We start from the raw sequence: 18,848 nt of genomic DNA on the forward strand, positions 1-18,848 counted from the left end.
ATCTCCTCGCTACTCGTCGATAACTTTAGCGCTCAGTCTCCGCCACCCAGCAGCCGGTTCCGCAGCGCGGCGTCTTTCTCCAGCACCATCGCCTCCAGACCGGCCTGGAACGCCTCGATCCGCGCGCGCAGCGCGGGGTCGAACGCGCCGATGATGCGCACCGCCAGCAGGCCGGCGTTGCGGGCCCCACCGATGGACACCGTCGCCACCGGAACCCCGGCCGGCATCTGCACGATCGACAGCAACGAGTCCAGACCGTCCAGGCGGGCCAGCGGCACCGGCACCCCGATCACCGGCAACGGGGTGGCGGCGGCGACCATGCCGGGCAGATGCGCGGCCCCGCCGGCACCGGCGATGATGACCTCGATACCGCGCCCCGCCGCGTTCTGGGCGTAGTCGAGCATCCGGCCCGGCGTGCGGTGCGCCGAGACGACGCCGATCTCGAAGGGGATGTCGAACTCCGCGAGCGCCTCGACCGCGGCCTCCATCACCGACCAGTCGCTGTCGCTGCCCATGATGACCCCGACGCGGGGGCTCAATTTCTCACTCACCTCAGTGCCCATCCCATCCGTCGGTCCACTCTGCATGCGACAGCCAGTGCGCCGCGCGTTGCGCCCGTTCCCGCAGTGCGCCAACATATTCCGGGTCATCCGGTGAACCGTCGGCGGACCCCACCAGGTTGACGTGACCGATCTTGCGGCCCGGGCGCTCCCCCTTGCCGTACAGGTGGATCTTGGAATCGGGCATCCGGGCGCACAGGTGGTGCACCCGCTCGTCCATCGACATGGCCGGGGTCTGCGCGGCACCCAGGACGTTGCCCATCACCGTCACCGGGGCCAGTGCCGCGGTGTCGCCGAGCGGGTAGTCCAGCACCGCGCGCAGGTGCTGTTCGAACTGGCCGGTGCGGGCCCCGTCCATGCTCCAGTGCCCGGAGTTGTGCGGGCGCATCGCGAGCTCGTTCACCAGGATCTCGCCGGTCTCGGTCTCGAACAACTCGACCGCCAGCACGCCGACCACGCCCAGTTCGGCGGCCAGCCGCAGGCCCAGCGCCTCCGCACCGGCCGCGACCTCTGCGGGCAGGCCCGGTGCCGGTGCGATGACCTCCACACAGATCCCGTCGCGCTGCACGGTCTGCACCACCGGCCACGCCGCACCCTGGCCGAACGGGGAGCGCGCCACCAGCGCCGAGAGCTCGCGGCGCATCGCCACCCGCTCCTCCAGCATGACCTCGACACCGTCGGCCAGATACCCGGCGACCGCCTCCCTGGCGTGCGCGAGGTCCCGGGTGAGCACCACGCCGCGGCCGTCGTAACCGCCGCGGACGGTCTTGATGACAACCGGGGCGCCGGTCCGCTCGGCGAACGCGTCGACATCGTCGACGGTGCGGACCGCCGAGAACGCCGGAATGGGTGCGCCGAGGACCTCCAGGCGTCGGCGCATGACCAGCTTGTCCTGGGCATGAATGAGCGCCTGCGGCGGCGGAGCCACCGTCACCCCCTCGGCGACCAGCCGTTCCAGGTGTTCGGTCGGCACGTGTTCGTGGTCGAAGGTCAGCACCGTCGCCCCCTGCGCGGCACGGCGCAGGGCGTCCAGGTCGGTGTGGCCCCCGATGACCACGTCCGGTGTGACCTGCGCCGCAGGGTCCTCGGGTGCGGCGGCCAGCACCCGCAGCGTCTGCCCGAGCGCGATGGCGGCCTGGTGGGTCATTCTGGCGAGCTGGCCCCCGCCGATCATCGCGACGACGGGCGCTCGGGAGTCAGTGGGCGTTCGGGGCACGGCACATATGGTGTCATGCCCCACGCGACCGGGATGCGGGCCGACCGGCACGGGCGGTGACCTGCACAGGTTCACCTTCGGCAGGGTGGTTACGTAGACTCGTCCCTCGTGTCCTTCGCTGATGCCACGATTGCGCGGCTACCCCGCCCGATCCGGCCCTTCGCCGAGCGGCACCATGAGCTCATCAAGTTCGCCCTCGTGGGAGCGACGACGTTCGTCATCGACTCGGCGATCTTCTACACGCTCAAGCTGACCATTCTCGAGCCCAAGCCGGTGACGGCCAAGATCATCGCCGGCATCGTGGCGGTCATCGCGTCCTACATCCTGAACCGGGAATGGAGCTTCAAGGACCGTGGCGGCCGCGAACGCCACCACGAGGCGCTGCTGTTCTTCGGGGTCAGCGGCGTCGGCGTGGTGCTGGCCATGGCCCCGCTGTACTTCTCCAGCTACGTGCTGGGCCTGCGCGTCCCCGAGGTGTCGCTGACGGTGGAGAACATCGCCGACTTCATCGCCGCCTACATCATCGGCAACCTGCTCCAGATGGCGTTCCGGTTCTGGGCGTTCCGTCGCTGGGTGTTCCCCGACGAGCACGCCCGCAACCCGGAGAAGGCCCTGGAGTCCACCCTCACCGCCGGCGGTATCGCCGAAGCCTTCGAGGACCACGCCGAGCAGCACCACCTCGGTCAGCGCGCCGGTCACGGCGTCGACGACAACACCGTGACCCCGCTACGCCGGCGGGTCCGCGACGCCGATCAGCTCGGTGACTCCTCGGAATCGAGGGTGTCGAAGACTTCGTGATAGAGCAGCGAATGCACCTGCTCGACGCGCGGAATGTCGTAGAACTCCAGTGGGTCCTGTGACGCGGACTCGATGATCAGCGTTCCGGTGCGCAGCATCCGGTCCAGCACACCGTGCTTGAATTCGACGCTGTTGATCCGGGCCAGCGGGATGTCGATACCGCTGCGGGTCAACAGGCCGTGGCGGAACATCACCCGGCGGTCGGTGATCACGAAATGCGTTGTCCACCACGTCAGGAATGGCCAGATGCTCAGCCAGCCGACGAGCACCAGCCAGAGCGCGGCGATCACGCCGAAGATGATCCGCTTGGCGTTGACGTCCCAGTCGGTCTGATTGACCCAGCCGGCACCGAACGCGGCCAGCGCGGTGGCCACCAGCAGCACCAGCGCCGGCCCGAGCAGCCGCTTCCAGTGCGGATGCCGGTGCAGCACCACATGCTCGTCTCTGGCCAGCACGTTCTCCGGATAGCCCACGAGGTGGACTCTACTCAAACACCTCGCCGGATAGCGGGCGCAAATGCACAATATCGGCGGCGGCGACGACCTCGGTGGCCTCATCGGTGGCGATGCACAGCCGGCCCTGGGCATCGACCGCCGTGGCGGTCCCCACGATCTCCCGGCCGCCGGGCAGCAGCGCGCGCACCGGTCTGCCCACGGTGGCACTGCGCTCCCGGTAGTCCGACAGCAGCGCCGCGGCCGCACCGGACTGCCAGTCCCGGACGCGGGTGCCCAGCTCACGCAGCAGTATCCGCGCGATCTCGGTGCGCTCGGCGCCCACCCCGAGCGCGCGTACGGAGGTGGCCTGGGGCTGCCCGATCTCCTCGGGCAGCACCTCCACGTTGAGGCCGATGCCCAGCACCACGACCGGCTTGGGCGATGCCACCTCGGCGAGGATGCCGGCGATCTTCGCCCCGCCGACCAGGACGTCGTTGGGCCACTTCACGCCGGCCCGGATACCGATCGCGGCCAGGGTGTCCGCGACGGCGACACCGGCCAGCAGCGGCAGCAGCCCCCACTGCTGTTCGTCGACGCCGTGCGCCGAGATCCCGACCGACACGATGACCAGTCCGCGCGGCACCGCGGTCCAGGCCCGCCCGCCGCGCCCGCGTCCGGCACTCTGATGCTCGGCCAGCAGCACCGCCCCGGCGATGTCCTCGCCGGCGGCGGCCCGCGCGATCAGATCGGCGTTGGTCGATCCCGTCTCGGCGACGATGGCGAGCCGATCCCACGGTGCGCACAGGTCGGCGCGCAGGGCGTCGCGGTCCAACGGCAGCCGTTCAGCAGTCATTCGGCACCGGCTGATCGGCGAATCTCTTTGCCATCCAATCCAATTGGCTCGCGAGATCGACACCCGCGTGGCCCTTGTCCGGTTCGAACTGCACCGTCACCGTTCCTCCCATGGCACATGCGCGCGCGATGGCCGCTGCTGTCCACTCCGCGTCGACCAGGGTATCGGCCCCGCCGTACCAGACCGACAGTGGTGCCGACAGCGGCCGCTGCGGCAGTGCCCAGGCGCGGAGCAGCTCGCGCAACTGGTCGGCCGCCGCGGCCGACTGCGGTGCCACATCCTGCTGGCGCAGATGCTCGGCGGCGGCCTGGCGCTGGTAGATCTGCGGGGCCTGGCATGCGGTGAGCACCGACCAGTACTGCTCGGCTGCCCCCGCCCGGAAGTCGTCGCGCTGCAGCTCCGGGTGGATCCGGGCCAACGATTCGACGATGACCGGCATGGCCAGCAGTTGGTCGGAGGTGAGCCCGCCGCGCATCGACTTGTCCGCGAAACCGCTGACATCGGCGGCCGGCGCCGCCGCCACCGTACCGAGCAACCGCAGTTCGGGCGCGTACACCGCGGCCTGCTCATTGGCCGCCCAGGTGGCCGCCCCGCCCTGGGAATGACCGAAGCCCAGCCATTTCGTGGACACCTCCCCGAAGGTATGACGCAGCGCACGCACGCTGTCGATCATGTTCAGACCTGCGGTCCTGGCATCGAGATACGGATGGATTCCCTTGGCGCCCAAGCCCTGATAGTCGGGCACCGCCACCGCGAACCCGCGATCGATGAACGGCGTCACGAACGCCAGCGCACCGAGCATGGTGTCCGACAGCGACGGTGCGCACGGGTTGTCGATGCCGACGGTGCCGTGGCCGATGGCGACCACCGGCCAGCCACCCGGCGGCGCCGGCCCTTTGGGCGTGAACACCGAACCCGAGACCACCGTGGGCTCGCCGGTGTCACCGAATGTGGACCGGTACAGCACCCGCGCGGCGCGGAGGTTGCGCGCTTCCACCCGGCGGGTGACCCCCGGCATGGTGGTCGCCGTGACCAGTGAGCCGGGGCCGGCGTCGGTGATATCGGCGGTGTCGATGGCCACCGGCGCCCCGCCGGCGGACGGGAAGCTGTTCACGAACTCCAGACCCAGTGGCACCGCGAACGGCAGCAGTGCCCGGCCGAGCAGAAGCTGGGCGAGGACGACGACGATGACCGTGACGGCGACCGCTGTCCGTGCGAGCCAACGCGGCCGGTCGTTGCCTCGGGAAAGCCGCACGGACCTACGCTACCGGACCGTCGTTGCAGGCAGGGTTGGGCGGAAGGGGCGTCAGTAGGCGCCGGTGCCACCCAGCACGGTACGCACGGTCTTGATAGCGATCAGCAGGTCACCGCTGATGGACCAGTTCTCGACGTAGGACAGGTCGAGGCGCACCGAATCGTCCCAGGACAGATCGGCGCGGCCACTGACCTGCCAGAGGCCGGTGATGCCCGGCAGCACCAGCAGCCGCCGCCGAACCTGATCGGTGTAGGCATCGGCTTCACACGGCAGCGGCGGCCGCGGTCCGACCACGCTCATATCCTTGCGCAGCACGTTGATGAACTGCGGCAGCTCGTCGATGCTGTAGCGGCGCAGGATGCGGCCCACCGCGGTGACCCGGGGGTCACGGCGGATCTTGAACAGCACGCCGCCGTCCATCTCGTTCATATCGGCGAGACCGGCAACCATCTTGTCGGCGTTCTCGACCATCGTGCGCAGCTTGATCATCTGGAACGGCTTACCGTCCAGGCCGATGCGCTCGGACAGGTAGAACACCGGCCCACGGCTGGTGAGCTTGATGGCGATGGCGCTGACCAGCAGCAGCGGGAACGCGGCAGTCAACACAGCCAGCGACACGAAGATGTCGAAGGCGCGCTTCTGCACCTTGGTGGTGCCGCTGTACTGCGGCTTCTCGACGTGGATCAGGTTCAGCCCGGCCACCGGGCGCATGGTCAGCCGCGGGCCCGCGACATCGACCATGCCGGGCGAGACCACCAGGTCTACGCCGAGCCGGTCGAGATCCCAGGACAATTCGCGGACTCCCTCCGGGCCGAGGTGCTCGGTGGTGGTCAGCGCCACGGTGTCCGCATTGGCCTTGACGATCGCCTCTTCCACCTGGTGCTCGTCGCCCAGGATCGGGAGCGGGCCGACGCCCGGCACGTCGAGGGTGCCGCCGCCGACGCGGCCGGTCAGGCAGACCCCGACCACCGAGTATCCGTAACCCCACGCGCGGTCCAGGGACTGCACCAGGCTGCGCACCGCGGCCGCGTTACCGACCGCGACCACGGAGTTGACGCACTGACCACGCTTGCGGTACCAGCCGAGGACCCGTCGGCACGCGGCGCGGCCGAGGACCAGGAACACCAGGCCCAACGGGAAAGCCAGCGCCAGATAGCCGCGGGCGTACTCGGGCCGGAAGATCATGAGGGTGACGGCGACGACACCGATCGTCGCCAGCGTCGCCGAGAGCACCCGGCGGTATTCCTCGATGCCGGCTCCGACGATCCGCGGCGACCGGCTGCGGTAGGCCGTCAGCAAACCCAGCCAGATCAAGCCGAAGATCACCGACAAGAGGCCGAAGTACTTGGTGAGTGGATCGAAATCGGTAACTGGGCGCCCCAGGCGCACCATTTGAGCACAGGCCATTGCGGCACCGACCACGACGACATCGGTGATCAGCAGGGCCAACCCGTAGCGGCGCTGCCACTGCAGCCCGTCGCCGTCGCGGGCGGGCGCCGGGCTCACCAGAGCGATCGGCGGTTCCGTCTCTCTCACCAGCGTCACGTGCGCTTCCACCTTCGTTTGCTGCACCGGTCCATGCGTGCTGCCTAAGACTATCGCTTTGTTTCCTGCTTCTTGCAACATTTCCCCCCAAAAATCCACCCTTCGGCTGACGCGCACGCAAATTCGCCGGCAAATATGATCTCGGTTCGGGCGGCGCGGCCGAGTGGGCGATGCGGTGAAAACTGACGCCCGCGACGATTTGACCAGGTGATTCGCGCTGGGACGAGTCTGTCAATGGGATGTACCCAAGGGTTATCGCCGGGGTTGCCGATGCGTTACACGACGACCAAGATCTCCCCGCCCCCGGCGGGTCACCCCTGGGGTCATTGCTGAAACTGCGCGCCCGTGCGAGGTTCGGCTGTTTAACGGCTTAGCCGCGACACCCGCCACCGGCAACCTGCCCAGACCTCCCGGCGAGCCCCGACCGGCCGGCCGCCGCCGCGGTGCGGCGTTGCGAGAAGTCACCGGCGGCCGGCCTGCGACTGCTTGCGAACGCGAATATTCCCTATCGCTGATATACCCCCAACGGACCGCCGACCAGCCCCGCAGATCGGCCGACGGGGCCGATACCAGCACCGCGCCGATGGATCGGCATGGGCCGGCCGTTTCACTTCCACACCAGCGGCACCAACGCGTCTGGCACACTCGTGCCGTTCGCCGGCCGCCGCGGCGCGGCCAGCGAATCGCCTGGCGTTCGGGCCGGACCGGACGCCGCCGCGCATCGAGCCTGCCCGCACATCACCGGAACTTCGCTGCCGACGAGCGAGGCAACACCGTCGTCCGCCGTTCCGCGAGGCGGAAGACGGCCCTACCCGCACGCGTTGGCCGCGGCATCCCCCGTCGCAGGCGCCACCGGCAGGCCCTGCAGCCGCTCGGCCAGCCAGCCGAGTTGATTCGCCACCTCAAGGTCGCCGTGCCCCTTGTCCGGCTGGAAATCCCACACCACGGTGCCGCCCAGCGCGCAGGCGCGCGCCAACGCGTCCGTCGTCCAGCGCGGGTCGATGTACTCGTCCTCGCCGCCGTACACCACCGACATCGGGGCGGCCGGCCGCTGCTGGGGCAACGCCCACCGGCTCAGATAGCCCCGCAACCGATCGGCGGCCTCCGGAGTGACCGGTGACAGGTCACCGGATACGAGGCGGTCGATCACACCCTCGCGGGTGTGCACCGCATCCCCGGAACAGGCGATCAGGACGTCCCAGTTCTCGGCGGCCGTGCCATGCCGGTAGTCGTCCCGGTTGATCTCGGGATGCAGCCGGGCCAGCGATTCCACGACGAGCACCAGTGCGGCGACCTGTTCCTTGGTCAATGTGCCCTCGACGGACTTGTCCACCAGACCGGCGACATCGGCGACCGGCGCCAGCGCCAACACCCCGCGCGGCAGCAGTTCCGGGGAGTACGTCCCGGCCTGCTCCCCCGCCGCCCAAACCGCGCCACCGCCCTGCGAGCCGCCGAGGGCCGCCCAGCTGTCCGAGATGCCGGGAAAGGTATGCCGAAGTGCCCGTACCGAGTCGATCATGTTGAGCCCGGCCGTCTTCGAATCCAGATAGGGGTGGATACCCGGGGATCCGAGCCCCTGGAAGTCGGCCATCGCCACCGCGAAACCCAGTTCGGTGAGCTTGACCACCCAATCGGTCAGACCGAGCAGCGTCGCCGACAACGACGGCCCGCACGGTTCGTCGATGCCAAGGGTGCCGTGCCCGAAGGCGACCACCGGCCAGCCGCCCGCGGGTGCGGCACCGCCGGGGGTGAACACCGCCCCGGACACCACCGTCGGCTCGCCGCTGTCGCCATTGGTCGAGCGGTACACGACCCGGGCGGAATTCAGCCCCGACCCCTGCGGGCTGCGACTGAACTCCGGCATCGTCATGGCACTGACCAGCGATCCGGGACCGCTGCCCGACAGGTCGGCACCCTCGATCGGCTGGGGGGAGACCGCGGCCGGCGGCTCACCGGAGAGCCCGACCGTCTGGCGCGCCGACGGGGACACCACCAGCACCACCGCCGCAATGAGGATCAGGACGGACAGCACGATGCCGGCCGGCAGCAGGTAACGGCGCATCAACTCTTCCGGAACCGCTTGACCAGGCCCAGACCCGGACGCTCCACGGCGTAGTAGGTGATGGTGGACAGCAGGATCGTCACGACGGCCACCACCGCAACATTACGGAACATCCCGCTCCACGAGTCGCCGGCGGCCAGGTCGTAGCGGCCGAGCAGCAACAGCACCGGGTAGTGCCACAGGTACACCGACAGTGAGATCACGCCGACGAAATGGAAGGGTTTGAGGTCGAGGAACCGCGCGATCGGGGAGTCCTTGCCGCGGGCCAGCGGCAGGACGACGATGGCGATGAACACGGCGGAGACGAAACCGATTCCGGCGGTGGCGAATACGGTGCCCTTCACCGCGAGCACCAGCGCGGCGACGAAGGATACCGCCAGCAGCGGGAAACACAGCAGATGGATGCGCCGGGCCGCCGGGGCGGAGATGACGCCCTGTTCGATCGCGACGAACAGGATCGCGGCGAACATCCCGTAGGCGAACAGGTCGGCGTTGGTGATGAAGCTGCGCATGAACACCGCCGCCCAGGTGGGACCCCAGTTCTGCATCAGCACCGTGTCCGCGCCGGATGCCGAGAACACCAGCGGCGCGAACAGCCGGCCGATGACCCCGACCGCCAGCAGAATCGCCGGAGCGAGGCAGGCCAGCACCAACGGCTTGACGTCGGTGCGCTTACGCAACGCGAACAGCAGCAGGCCCAGCAGCGGCAACATCGCGTAGAACGCGATCTCCAGCGTCAGCGACCAGGACGGGCTGATACCGGTCTGCACGTACTCGGGAATGTAGGTCTGGGTGAGCGTGAGGTTGGCCAGCAGTTCCCAGGGGTCGGTGATCATCCCGGTGCCGGCGTCGGTGCCGTGCGGCTGGATCGCCGAGTTCTGCACATAGGCCACCTGCAGCACGAAATTGCAGATCAAGAAGATGGTCAGGTAGCCGGGGAACACCCGGAAGAACCGGTGCAGGGCGTACTGCTTGGTGTCCGGCATGACGGCTTTGGCGCGGTCCTTGGTCAGTCGCCGGATATAGGGCAGGAACAACAGGAAGCCGCTGAGCACGAAGAACAGGATCAGCGCCAGGCCCAGCACACCGAGGAATGCCTTGTCGTGGGTGACCGGCGAATAACTCAGCGCGACGTGACCCATCACCACGGCCAGGCAGCCCAGCCCGCGGATGCCGTCGAGACCGATGATCCTGGTGTGCGTCGGCGAACTGGCCAGCACCTGGGATTCGATGACCGGCTCCGGTTGCGCCTCGGACTGCGCTTCGGCGGGGGCCCCCGCGTTTCCGCGCGCCGCGTTCGTGTCTGTCATGGGCGTTCTCCCGGTCGCGGTAGTTGGGGACCAAGGCCTCGTTCTGGCGGGGTGAGCGGCGGCTGCCGGTCGGTGTCGAATTATCGGCGATCAGGTGGTCTTCAGGATCGACGGCCCGCCTTCGACCCCACAGGTGCTGTCGGCCGGCGCGTCGTCGAACCGTTTCATGATCCAGTCCAGCGACACGATGGGGTCGAAATCACCGTGTCCCCGGCCGCCAGCGATGAACGATGCCACGGTGTCGCCCATATCGCAGGCTCTTCGCACCGCTTCGGTCGTCCAGACCACCGGCACCACGTCGTCGGCGTCGCCGTGCACCACGAACATCGGCGCGCTGGCCGGGGCCCGGGGCAGACCGCTCATCTGGTTGAGGTAGCCGCGCAGGACGTCGAGTGCTTCCGGGGTCGACGGGCGCAGGTCCTCCGGCGGCACCTGCTCGGCCACCGACAGCCGGTCCTCGGTGGCGTCGGTCGAGCAGCCCGCCAGCAGGTCCCACTTCTCCTGGACCAGGCCGCGGCGGTAATCGTCGAGGTCGAGGTCGGGATGCGCGTTCTTCAGCGACGACAGGATGAGCACCATGGCGATCCGCTGCTGCGGGGACAGCGTCCCCTCCGCGGCCATATCGGCCAGGCCGGTGATATCGGCGGCCGGCGACACGCTCACCGAGCCGATCAGCCGGGTGTCCTGCGCGCCGTATCCGGCGATCAGTTCGTTCGCCGCCCATGACGCCTGGCCGCCCTGGGACACCCCGAACGCGACCCAGCGCTCCGAGGACTCCGGCACCAGCTTGCGGGCCGCACTGGCCGCGTCGATCATGTTGTAACCGGCGGTGGTGGCGTCCAGATACGGGTGGTAGCTGTCGATGGTTCCCAGCCCCTGGTAGTCGGGCACCACCATGACGTAGCCGAGGGTCACCAGCGCGCGCACCGCGTCCGCGGCGCCCAGCAGGTTCGGCGACAGTGACGGCGCGCAATCCGACAAGACGCCGGTGGTGCCGTGCCCGAACACGATGACGGGCCAGCCGCCCTCCGGCGGTGTCCCGGACGGAGCGAACACGCTGCCGGACACCACCTGCGCGCTCCCGTCGACCCCGGAGGTCGAGTTGTAGGTGATGTGGGCGGCGACGGAGGTGACCCGCAGTAGCCGGCGGTCGATGGTCGGCAACCGGGTGGCGCTGACGAGCGCCCCGGGACCGGTCGCCGAATAGTCGGCGGGCAACTGGAGTTCGGAGTTCACCGCCGCCGTCGGACCGGGATCGGGCTGCGCGCAGCCGGCGAGCACCAACGCCGATGCCAGCACCGCACCCGCCAGCGCCTTGCGTGTCGTCGTCGCCCGGACTCCCTGTGCCATCGAACTCCTAAGACCTGGCGTCACCGCTGGGCGACGTGAACGAGTTGGCGACCTGGCGGAGCTGGCCGGGAGTCAGCACCTCGTCGCGGGCGAGTCCGAACGCCAGCACCAGCACCACGCTCAGCGCGAACCCGACACCGGCGGCCACCAGCAGGATATTGGTGATATCGGGCTGGACCTCGTGGACGACGGTCGCCGGGTCCACGGCCACCAGCTCGGCCACCGGTCCGGTGTACTGGATGGGGTCGGTGGGCTTGGCCTCGATCCATTCGAGCTCACCGGACATCTTCATCAGCACCGAGGCCAGAGTGTTGACGGTGTCGATGGTGGTTTGCGGGTCGGTGCCCGTCACCTTCACCCGCAACAGCGCCGAGGACGGCCTGCCGAACCGCGACACACCGTAGGGCTCCCACGCCGCGGTGACGTTCGCCGCGAGTTCACTTGGCGTGAGCGGCAATCCGAGGGTTTCGATGGTGCGCTCACTGATGACCGTGGACTGGGCCAACGACACGTAGGTGGACATCCGGCTGTTGGCCCCGATGCCGCCGGCGTAGGCAGAGTAAGTACCCGGATCGCCGGCGACCTGGGCGAACAACAGTACCGAGGCGGTGTAGCTGCGCTCGGCGGTGAGCTTGTGCAGGCCGAACGCCGCGGCCGGCGCCAGCAGCGTCGCCACCAGGATGACGATCCAGCCCTTGGCGAGGATCGTCAGGTAATCCCGTGCCCGTGGCACGTCGACCGGCGCCCTCAATTTCTGCTCAGGCAGTCGTTGGGCGGCGGCTGTGCCCCGTCGAGGCGATCCATCAGCCAGGGCAACGTGAAACCACTGTCCAGGTCGGCGTGGCCCTTTCCGGGCCCCTTGCGGATCTCGATGTAGCTGCCCATCGCGCAGGCCCGGTCCAGGGCCCGCTCGAACCAGGACTCGTCGACCAGCATGTCCTGGGTGCCGTACCCGACCACCATGGGCGTGGTGTTCGGCGCTTGCGGCACAGCGATTTCGGCGAGCCGGTCACGCAACCACACAACATCCTCGTAGGTGGCCGGCCGGAGGTCCTCGTTGGTCATCAGCGCCCGCACCCTGGCGATATCGTCGAAGTTGGGCGGGATGCAGTCCAGCAACTCGTCCCAGTGCTCGGCGGTGGCCCCGCGCCGGTAGTTGTCCAGGTTCATCTCCGGGTTGAACCACTTGAGCGACTGCAGCGCGAAGACCAGGGTCACCCGCTGATCGGGAGTCAGTGTGCCGTTCCACGCGGCGTCGGCGAGGCCGGACATGTCGGCGGCCGGGGCCATCGAGACCGTGCCCAGCAGGTTGAGTCCTTGACCGTAGGTGGGGGCCTGCTCGGCGGCCGCCCACACCGCCAGCCCGCCGGCCGAGTGCCCGTAGGCCAGCCACGTCCCGGTGGTCTCCGCACCGACCCGCTGCGCGGCGCGCACCGAGTCGATGACGTTGTAGCCGTAGGTCTTGGCATTGAGGAACGGATGCTGGTAGCCCTCGACACCGGCGCCCTGGAAATCGGACACGGTCACCAGAAACCCGGACCGCACGAAGACCGACATGGTCCACGCGTTCAGCGGCAGGCTGCCGTAGAGGCTGCTCGCGCACTTGTTGAGGACACCCTTGGTGCCTTGGCCGAAAGCCAGGATCGGCCAGCCGCCCTTGGGCGGATCGCCCGGGGGTATCGCGATGGCACCGGACACCTCGGTCGGCGAGCCGTCCACCCCGGAGGTCGACCGGTAGACCACCCGCATGTAGGTGGCGTCGTCCTGGTTGAGCAGTTCGCTGCCGCTCATCGGCTCCACGGACACCAGCGAACCCGGTCCGTCGTCGGTCATATCGGGCGGCGGCAGATGCGGCTTGCCGTCGAACGGCGGCGCGAAGGTCTTGATCGCGACGGTCTCCGAGCCCGCCGGTGGTGCCGGTGCGTCCGCCGGTGCGCAGGAGGTCACCAGGACGACTGCGACGAACAGCACCGCCGCACCACGAATCAGACTCGGCACGCCGTTATCCCGAGCTGTGCGATGAGGTCTGCGACCTCGCGGTGCGGCTGTCGGCGTCGTCCTCGGCGGCGGCCGAGGGCGCGGCGGCCGCGTGCGCGCCACCGTGGTGCTTGCGATCGGCGGACAACTCGCGCCGATGCCCGGGTTCGCAGGTCGCCACCACGCCGAGCACCGGGGCATGCGCGGTCTGCAGCACCTTGAGCGCCTTGCGCAGCGCCGAGGTCTTGGTGTGCCCCAGTCGGCCGAGCACCAGTGCACCGTCGCCGAGCGCGGCGGGCACCGCACCGTCGGCGTACTTGGTCAGCGGCGGGGTGTCGATGATGACGTAGTCGAAGTGGCCGCGCAGCAGCTCGAGCACCCGCTGCACCCGCTGGTCGCCCCACAGCTCACGACGCACCGACGGCACGGGGCCGGACGGCAGCAGCGCGAACCCGGACTGCGGGACCTCGATCAGCGACTCGGACAGATCATGCTGGCCGGCCAGCAGCGTGGTGAACCCCTTGGTGCCGGCCTGCGACAGGGCGGCGCCCTCGAGCGCGAGCAGCTGCGGCAGTTCCGGATTCACCAGGTCGCCGTCCACCAGTACCACCGAGTGGCCCGATTCGGCGAAGGCGACGGCCAGGTCGATGGCGGTCGAGGACCGGCCGTCCTGGGCCGACGGGCTGGTCACCGCGATCACCCGGGGGTGCTGTCCGGTGGCGTTGCGGGCGAACTGCACGTTGGTGCGCAGCTCACGCAGGCGCTCCACGGCCAGGCCGCCGGCGTCGATGTCGATGATGCCGTCGCGGCTCTGCTTGTCGTCGACCAGCGTGCCCAGCAGCGGGATCCCGGTGACATCTTCGATGCGCTCGCTGCGGCGCAGCTTGGTGTCCGAAAGACCCAGCGCGATCGCCAGCAACACACCGAGCACCAAACCACCCACCGCGCCGGCGGCCAGCCGGGTGGTCAGTCCCATCGCGGGCACCTTGGTGCCGTAGCTGGCGTCGTCGACGAGCACGGCGGCCGCCGCGGCCTCACCACCGCGGCGCGAGGTCTCCAGCTCGGCCGTCACGTTGACCAGTTGGTCGGCGACGGCATTGGCGTAGCGCTGGGCGGCCGCGGGATCCGGATCGGTGGCGGTGACGTCGAGCAGCACGGTCTGAGGCAACGGGACGGCCGTGATCTTGGCGCGCAGCTCGTCGACGGTCAGCGGCGCCTTGAGCTGGTCGATGGCCCGCGCGGCCACCTGATCGCTGGTGGCCAGACCGGCGTAGGAGAAGACGCGCTCCTGGGAGAACAGGTTGTTCTGGTAGGCATCGCCCACCGAGGATCCGCTCTGCGTGGTGACGAACAACCGCGTCGTCGATGAGTACTGCGTCGTCGAGAAGAAGGTGGTTGCGTAACCCACGGCGACACCGATCAGCGTCGCCAAGAGCACCACCCACCACAACCGGCGAAAAATTCGCAGGTAATCACCGATGGCCAAGGGAGCACTCCATTCGCTCTTGGGTCGCCACAACAATGCAACGATAGCGTCAACAACAGTAGCTGCACACTTTGCCGAGCGCCCCTGTAGCGCGGCCAGCTGAGTCGATGCAAGGATAGTTAAATGCAACGACGGTGCGGTAAAGCCGTGAGGATCATGACGCAATGAGGACGAGTCCGCAATGAAACTCGGCACGTCGGGGCGCCCCAACCTGCTGGTCGCAGCCGCGATCATCGTCGTGGTCCCGTTGATCGCCGCCGCGGTGGCACAGGGCGGCAAGCTCGGGGTCATGGCCGTCGGCGGGTTGATTGCTCTGGCGGTCGGCGTCTACATCGGTCTTCGCCATCCGCTGTGGCTGTACTGGGGTATGGCGATCGCCGTCGGCGCGCTGCCGTTCGGCTACTTCCCGGGTGTGCACCTGCCGCTGTATCTGCCGTTCGCCGGCGGGGCGCTGGTGGCCGCGCTGGTGCATCCCAACGCCGCCAAGCGCTTCCCGGTGTTGGGCAGCACGCTGGCCAAGGCCGTGCTGGTGCTGGTGGTCATCTCCGCGGTGTCGATGGTGATCACCTTCTCCTCGATCGTGAACATCCTCGACTACACCAAATGGGCGATCGCGACGGGCGCCTTCTTCGCACTACTGGCGCTACCGCGCCAGCATCTGGTCAAGTTCGGCCGGATCTTCGTCTACGCGGCCAGTTTCAATGCGTTGATCGGTATCGGGTCCATTGTGCTGGGGTCGAATCGGCTACTGCTGCAGCCATTCCGGATCTTCGGTTATGCGGTGGCCGATACCGAACGCTTCTTCTTCACCGGTGGCACGGCCGACCTGCGCGGTGACGGCCGGTTCGCGGTGGCCGCCGACAGTCAGGCCTTCAGCCGGCTCGGCGGGCTGTGGCTGGACCCCAACGCCGCCGGTATCGGTCTGGTCATCTCGTTCGTGATCGCCATGGTGGTGTTCACCGGCTGGCGCCGGGTGGTGCTCGCCGCGATCCTCGGTTCGGCCATCGCGCTGACCCTGAGCCGCTCGGCCATCGTCAGCGTATTGGTCGGTGTGGTACTGGTTTTCGTGTTCCACCCGATGCGCTCGCGCGATCGCCAGATTCTGATCGGCACGTTGACGCTGGCCTTCATCGGCGCCTTCATGGTGCCCTCGGTGCGGACCCGGCTGATGGGCACGCTCAGCTCGAATGACGCCGGTGCCAGCGACCGGGTGGACTCGATCCGGGAGTTTCCCGGCCGCATGGACGGGCACTGGCTGTTCGGTTGGGGGTGGTCGCAGCGCGAGTTCAAGGACGGCGCATACGCCTTCATCGAGAACTTCGTCTCCAACGCCCCGTTGATCGCGATCCACCGCGGCGGGATCTTCGTCGGCGCGGCGTTCCTGGCCGTCGTCGTCACCGGGTGTGTAATTGGTTACCGGTTGTTGCGTTCGAATTCGCTACCCGCCGCACTTTATGGCGGTGTATTCATCGGATTCTCGATTGTGGCATTGAATCTCGACCACCCCGTGGTGGTGATCCCACAGATCGTGTTTCTGTACACCATTTTCCTGACATTCCTGGCCTACGCCGATCAACTCCGGCGCGAGGACAACGAGCGCTCGGCGCTGGAGTCGCGCATCGCCGAGGCCACCCGACCGGCACCGCCGGCCCCGGCGCGCGCCGGCGCCGGCTAGCGCGGCGGGGTTGCCGCCAGCAGCGCCTCGACCGCGCGGTGGGGTCGCCGCTGCTGCCAGTACTGACGGTTGAGCGCGTACAGCCGGTCCCCCGCCGCGACGGCGGCCGGCACATCCAGCAGCAGCCGCCGGCATTGCCCGACGAAATCGGCATCGTCATCGTGGACGCCCAGCTCCAGCAGGTCACCGAGCGATCCGACCGCCGCCGTGGTGCCCACCACCGGCAAACCCATTCTGGCCGCATCGAGGATCTTCACCCGGACGCCGCCGCCGGTGCTGATCGGCGCGATCATGGCCCGGCAGGTGCCGAGGAATCCGGCCAGGTCGTCGACGAAGCCCAGGTCACGCACACCGTCGGGATAGTGCGGCGCCTTGGCCTTGGCGTGTTTGGCGCCGATCACGCACAGTTCGGCACCGGGGATACCCGCCGCGATCTGCGGCCACAGCCGCAGCGCGGTCAGGAAGGCTTCCTGGTTCGGGGGCCAGTCCCTGGTGCCCATCAGGACCAACCGGCGCCCGGTGCCCGCCACATCGACCTGCGCCGCCGGGGGCAGCGTGATGTCGAGCCATCGTGCGGACGCAATCCCGTTGGCGCGGTAGAACTCCGCCTCCTGGGCGTCGTAGGTGCCGACCGCGTCGGCGGCCCGGGCGACCCGCAATTCGTCGCGCACCAACCGACCGGCCTGCAACCGCCCCAGCAGACCCCGGCTGGCCCGCCAGACCAGCGATTCGCTGACGTGGGTGTTGACGACGAAGCGCGCCCCCCCGAATTGCGTGCTGCGCAGGAACGATTCGGCCATGTAGCTGTGCTCGGCGACGAACACATCGGCCGGGGAGGCGGAGATCGCGGCCACCAGATCGTCGTTGTCGAACCGCGCGTGCGCCAGGCTGCGCCCGGTACGCACGGTATCGGTGAGCAACGCCAGCGGCCGCACCCCCGACTTGGCCACCCGCTGCAGTTCGGCGCCACCCTCGACCAGGTCGGTGCTCACGCGCCCCGGTCGCTGGTGCGACAGGCAGATGACCGATACCGCATGGGAATCCGCGGCCAGCCGCATCACCAACCGGGAGAGTTCCACATCCCCGCCGTGTTCGGCGACCGGATCTTTGGACAGCAGGAACGTCGCTGTGGTCATTCGCGGACCTTCTCGGCGGGGGTCGTCGTGGGCTTGCGGTACAGCACGTAGGCATAGATGGCCAGCAGCAGAGCGTCGGCGATCACCGTGGCGATCGCGGCCCCGACCGCACCCGCCACCGCCAGCAGCGCGACCAGCCCGAGCTTGACCGGGAGCAGGCTGATATTGGCCACCAACCGGGTGGTGTCACGCCGCTGTAGGTAGAGCACCGCCTGGAACACCGAGGTGATGGTGCGCATCCCGCAGAACACGCTCATGATGATCATCGCCACGGCGAGCTGCTGGGGTGCGGGGGTGAACAACATCACCACGCCGACGATGAGGACCAGCGACCCGGCGACCCCACCGAGGATCAGCGTGCTCTTCAGCGGCGGGCCGGCCGAGAGCTGCCCGCCTCCTTCGCGCAGCGAGCGGTTGTAGGACATGCCGAAGGACTGCCCGACCGCGACGATCGCGATGGTGACGGTGACGGTCAGCGCGTAGTACCCGACGATGGTGTCATCGGTCAGCCACCCCAGCAGCAGCACGTCGCCCTGCAGATAGGCGGCCAACCCGAGCATCTCGCCGATCAGGATCGCGATCAGCTTCGGCGGGCCCGGCATGCCGGGGCGGTGCCGCAGCACCACGAAGCCGACCACCACGGCGATCACCGCATACGGCGCCACCAGGAACAGGCTGGCGACCTGCAGGGTGGGATCGTCGACCGCGAAGACGTACCCGGCGGCGCACGCCACGCTGGCAACCTGGCGGATGGTGTCCAGCTGCGCGACCCGCTGCGGCTGACCGTCGCGCGCCCAGTGACTCTGGTAGGCCTTCAAGATGATCTCGCCGCCGGCCACGAACAGCCCGAACCAGGCGATGTAGCTGACCTCGACCAGGGCCGCCCCGGCCGCCATCAACGTCAGGCCGAGCAGGTACCGGGTCACCCGTTCGCGCAGGAACCGTTCCTGCGACTCGCGCACCGCGCGTACCGCGAACGGATTGTCCAGCGGCGGCCCGATCAGCGAGAACGCGGCGTAGGCCATGCCGTACTGGCCGTAATCGGCAATACCGAGCTGAGCGATGATGATCACCGTCCAGAGCAGACCGACCCCACGTCCGCCGTAGAGCCAGAACACCGCCCACAGGGTGCGCATCAGGTGATGCGAGGTGGGGGCGGGCGCCACCGGCTCGGTCGGTTCGCTCACCCGC

Annotated in this window: 16 protein-coding genes; 2 read left to right on the forward strand and 14 right to left on the reverse strand. The window is 68.8% G+C overall.

Annotated features, from left to right (window positions below; translation table 11 throughout):
- Positions 1–32: 32 nt before the first annotated feature.
- The gene (gene purE / locus A7U43_RS23125) at positions 33–563 is read right to left on the reverse strand and encodes a 5-(carboxyamino)imidazole ribonucleotide mutase (RefSeq protein WP_067999744.1); all 531 of its coding nucleotides are present in this window, start codon (positions 561–563) and stop codon (positions 33–35) included.
- Positions 553–1,734: a 5-(carboxyamino)imidazole ribonucleotide synthase gene (locus A7U43_RS23130; RefSeq protein ID WP_067999746.1), complete on the reverse strand. Its 1,182-nt coding sequence runs from the start codon at positions 1,732–1,734 to the stop codon at positions 553–555. Before A7U43_RS23130 ends, purE begins: the two co-directional genes overlap by 11 nt.
- Positions 1,735–1,884: 150 nt before the next feature.
- Here A7U43_RS23130 and A7U43_RS23135 point away from each other — a divergent pair, with 150 nt between their 5' ends.
- Positions 1,885–2,574, forward strand: a complete 690-nt coding sequence (locus tag A7U43_RS23135) for a GtrA family protein (protein ID WP_067999748.1) — start codon at positions 1,885–1,887, stop codon at positions 2,572–2,574.
- Here A7U43_RS23135 and A7U43_RS23140 read toward each other — a convergent pair.
- The 10 genes from A7U43_RS23140 to A7U43_RS23185 form a co-directional block, all read right to left on the reverse strand.
- Positions 2,529–3,047, reverse strand: a complete 519-nt coding sequence (locus tag A7U43_RS23140; RefSeq protein WP_067999750.1) for a PH domain-containing protein — start codon at positions 3,045–3,047, stop codon at positions 2,529–2,531. The genes A7U43_RS23135 and A7U43_RS23140 overlap by 46 nt on opposite strands.
- A gap of 10 nt (positions 3,048–3,057) precedes the next feature.
- Entirely contained in the window at positions 3,058–3,861 is an 804-nt protein-coding gene (locus A7U43_RS23145) for a biotin--[acetyl-CoA-carboxylase] ligase (protein ID WP_067999752.1), read from the reverse strand.
- The gene (locus tag A7U43_RS23150; protein WP_231963441.1) at positions 3,851–5,116 is read right to left on the reverse strand and encodes a lipase family protein; all 1,266 of its coding nucleotides are present in this window, start codon (positions 5,114–5,116) and stop codon (positions 3,851–3,853) included. The genes A7U43_RS23145 and A7U43_RS23150 overlap by 11 nt, the downstream gene beginning before the upstream one ends.
- A 51-nt stretch (positions 5,117–5,167) precedes the next feature.
- Entirely contained in the window at positions 5,168–6,661 is a 1,494-nt protein-coding gene (locus A7U43_RS23155) for a sugar transferase (RefSeq protein WP_231963442.1), read from the reverse strand.
- An 808-nt stretch (positions 6,662–7,469) separates the two neighbouring features.
- Entirely contained in the window at positions 7,470–8,723 is a 1,254-nt protein-coding gene (locus A7U43_RS23160; protein ID WP_067999753.1) for a lipase family protein, read from the reverse strand.
- Positions 8,723–10,033, reverse strand: a complete 1,311-nt coding sequence (locus tag A7U43_RS23165; RefSeq protein WP_082902269.1) for an acyltransferase family protein — start codon at positions 10,031–10,033, stop codon at positions 8,723–8,725. The genes A7U43_RS23160 and A7U43_RS23165 overlap by 1 nt, the downstream gene beginning before the upstream one ends.
- 90 nt (positions 10,034–10,123) lie before the next feature.
- Entirely contained in the window at positions 10,124–11,383 is a 1,260-nt protein-coding gene (locus A7U43_RS23170; protein ID WP_067999755.1) for a lipase family protein, read from the reverse strand.
- Positions 11,384–11,390: 7 nt separating this feature from the next.
- Complete coding sequence (locus A7U43_RS23175; RefSeq protein WP_067999757.1) at positions 11,391–12,116, reverse strand: YveK family protein; 726 nt, start codon at positions 12,114–12,116, stop codon at positions 11,391–11,393.
- 14 nt (positions 12,117–12,130) lie between these two features.
- A complete protein-coding gene (locus A7U43_RS23180; protein WP_156526004.1) occupies positions 12,131–13,381 on the reverse strand; it encodes a lipase family protein in 1,251 nt (416 codons plus the stop codon).
- 4 nt (positions 13,382–13,385) lie between these two features.
- A complete protein-coding gene (locus tag A7U43_RS23185) occupies positions 13,386–14,846 on the reverse strand; it encodes a tyrosine-protein kinase domain-containing protein (protein WP_067999759.1) in 1,461 nt (486 codons plus the stop codon).
- A gap of 181 nt (positions 14,847–15,027) precedes the next feature.
- On the opposite strand from A7U43_RS23185, the gene A7U43_RS23190 reads away from it, so the two are divergent.
- Complete coding sequence (locus tag A7U43_RS23190) at positions 15,028–16,521, forward strand: O-antigen ligase family protein (protein ID WP_067999761.1); 1,494 nt, start codon at positions 15,028–15,030, stop codon at positions 16,519–16,521.
- Here the strand turns inward: A7U43_RS23190 and A7U43_RS23195 are convergent.
- Positions 16,518–17,657, reverse strand: a complete 1,140-nt coding sequence (locus tag A7U43_RS23195) for a glycosyltransferase (RefSeq protein ID WP_067999762.1) — start codon at positions 17,655–17,657, stop codon at positions 16,518–16,520. The two genes, A7U43_RS23190 and A7U43_RS23195, sit on opposite strands and share 4 nt — an antisense overlap.
- Positions 17,654–18,844, reverse strand: a complete 1,191-nt coding sequence (locus A7U43_RS23200) for a lipopolysaccharide biosynthesis protein (RefSeq protein ID WP_197499900.1) — start codon at positions 18,842–18,844, stop codon at positions 17,654–17,656. The genes A7U43_RS23195 and A7U43_RS23200 overlap by 4 nt, the downstream gene beginning before the upstream one ends.
- Positions 18,845–18,848: the final 4 nt, after the last annotated feature.

The organism is Mycobacterium adipatum (genome assembly GCF_001644575.1).
Classification (GTDB): Bacteria; Actinomycetota; Actinomycetes; order Mycobacteriales; family Mycobacteriaceae; genus Mycobacterium; species Mycobacterium adipatum.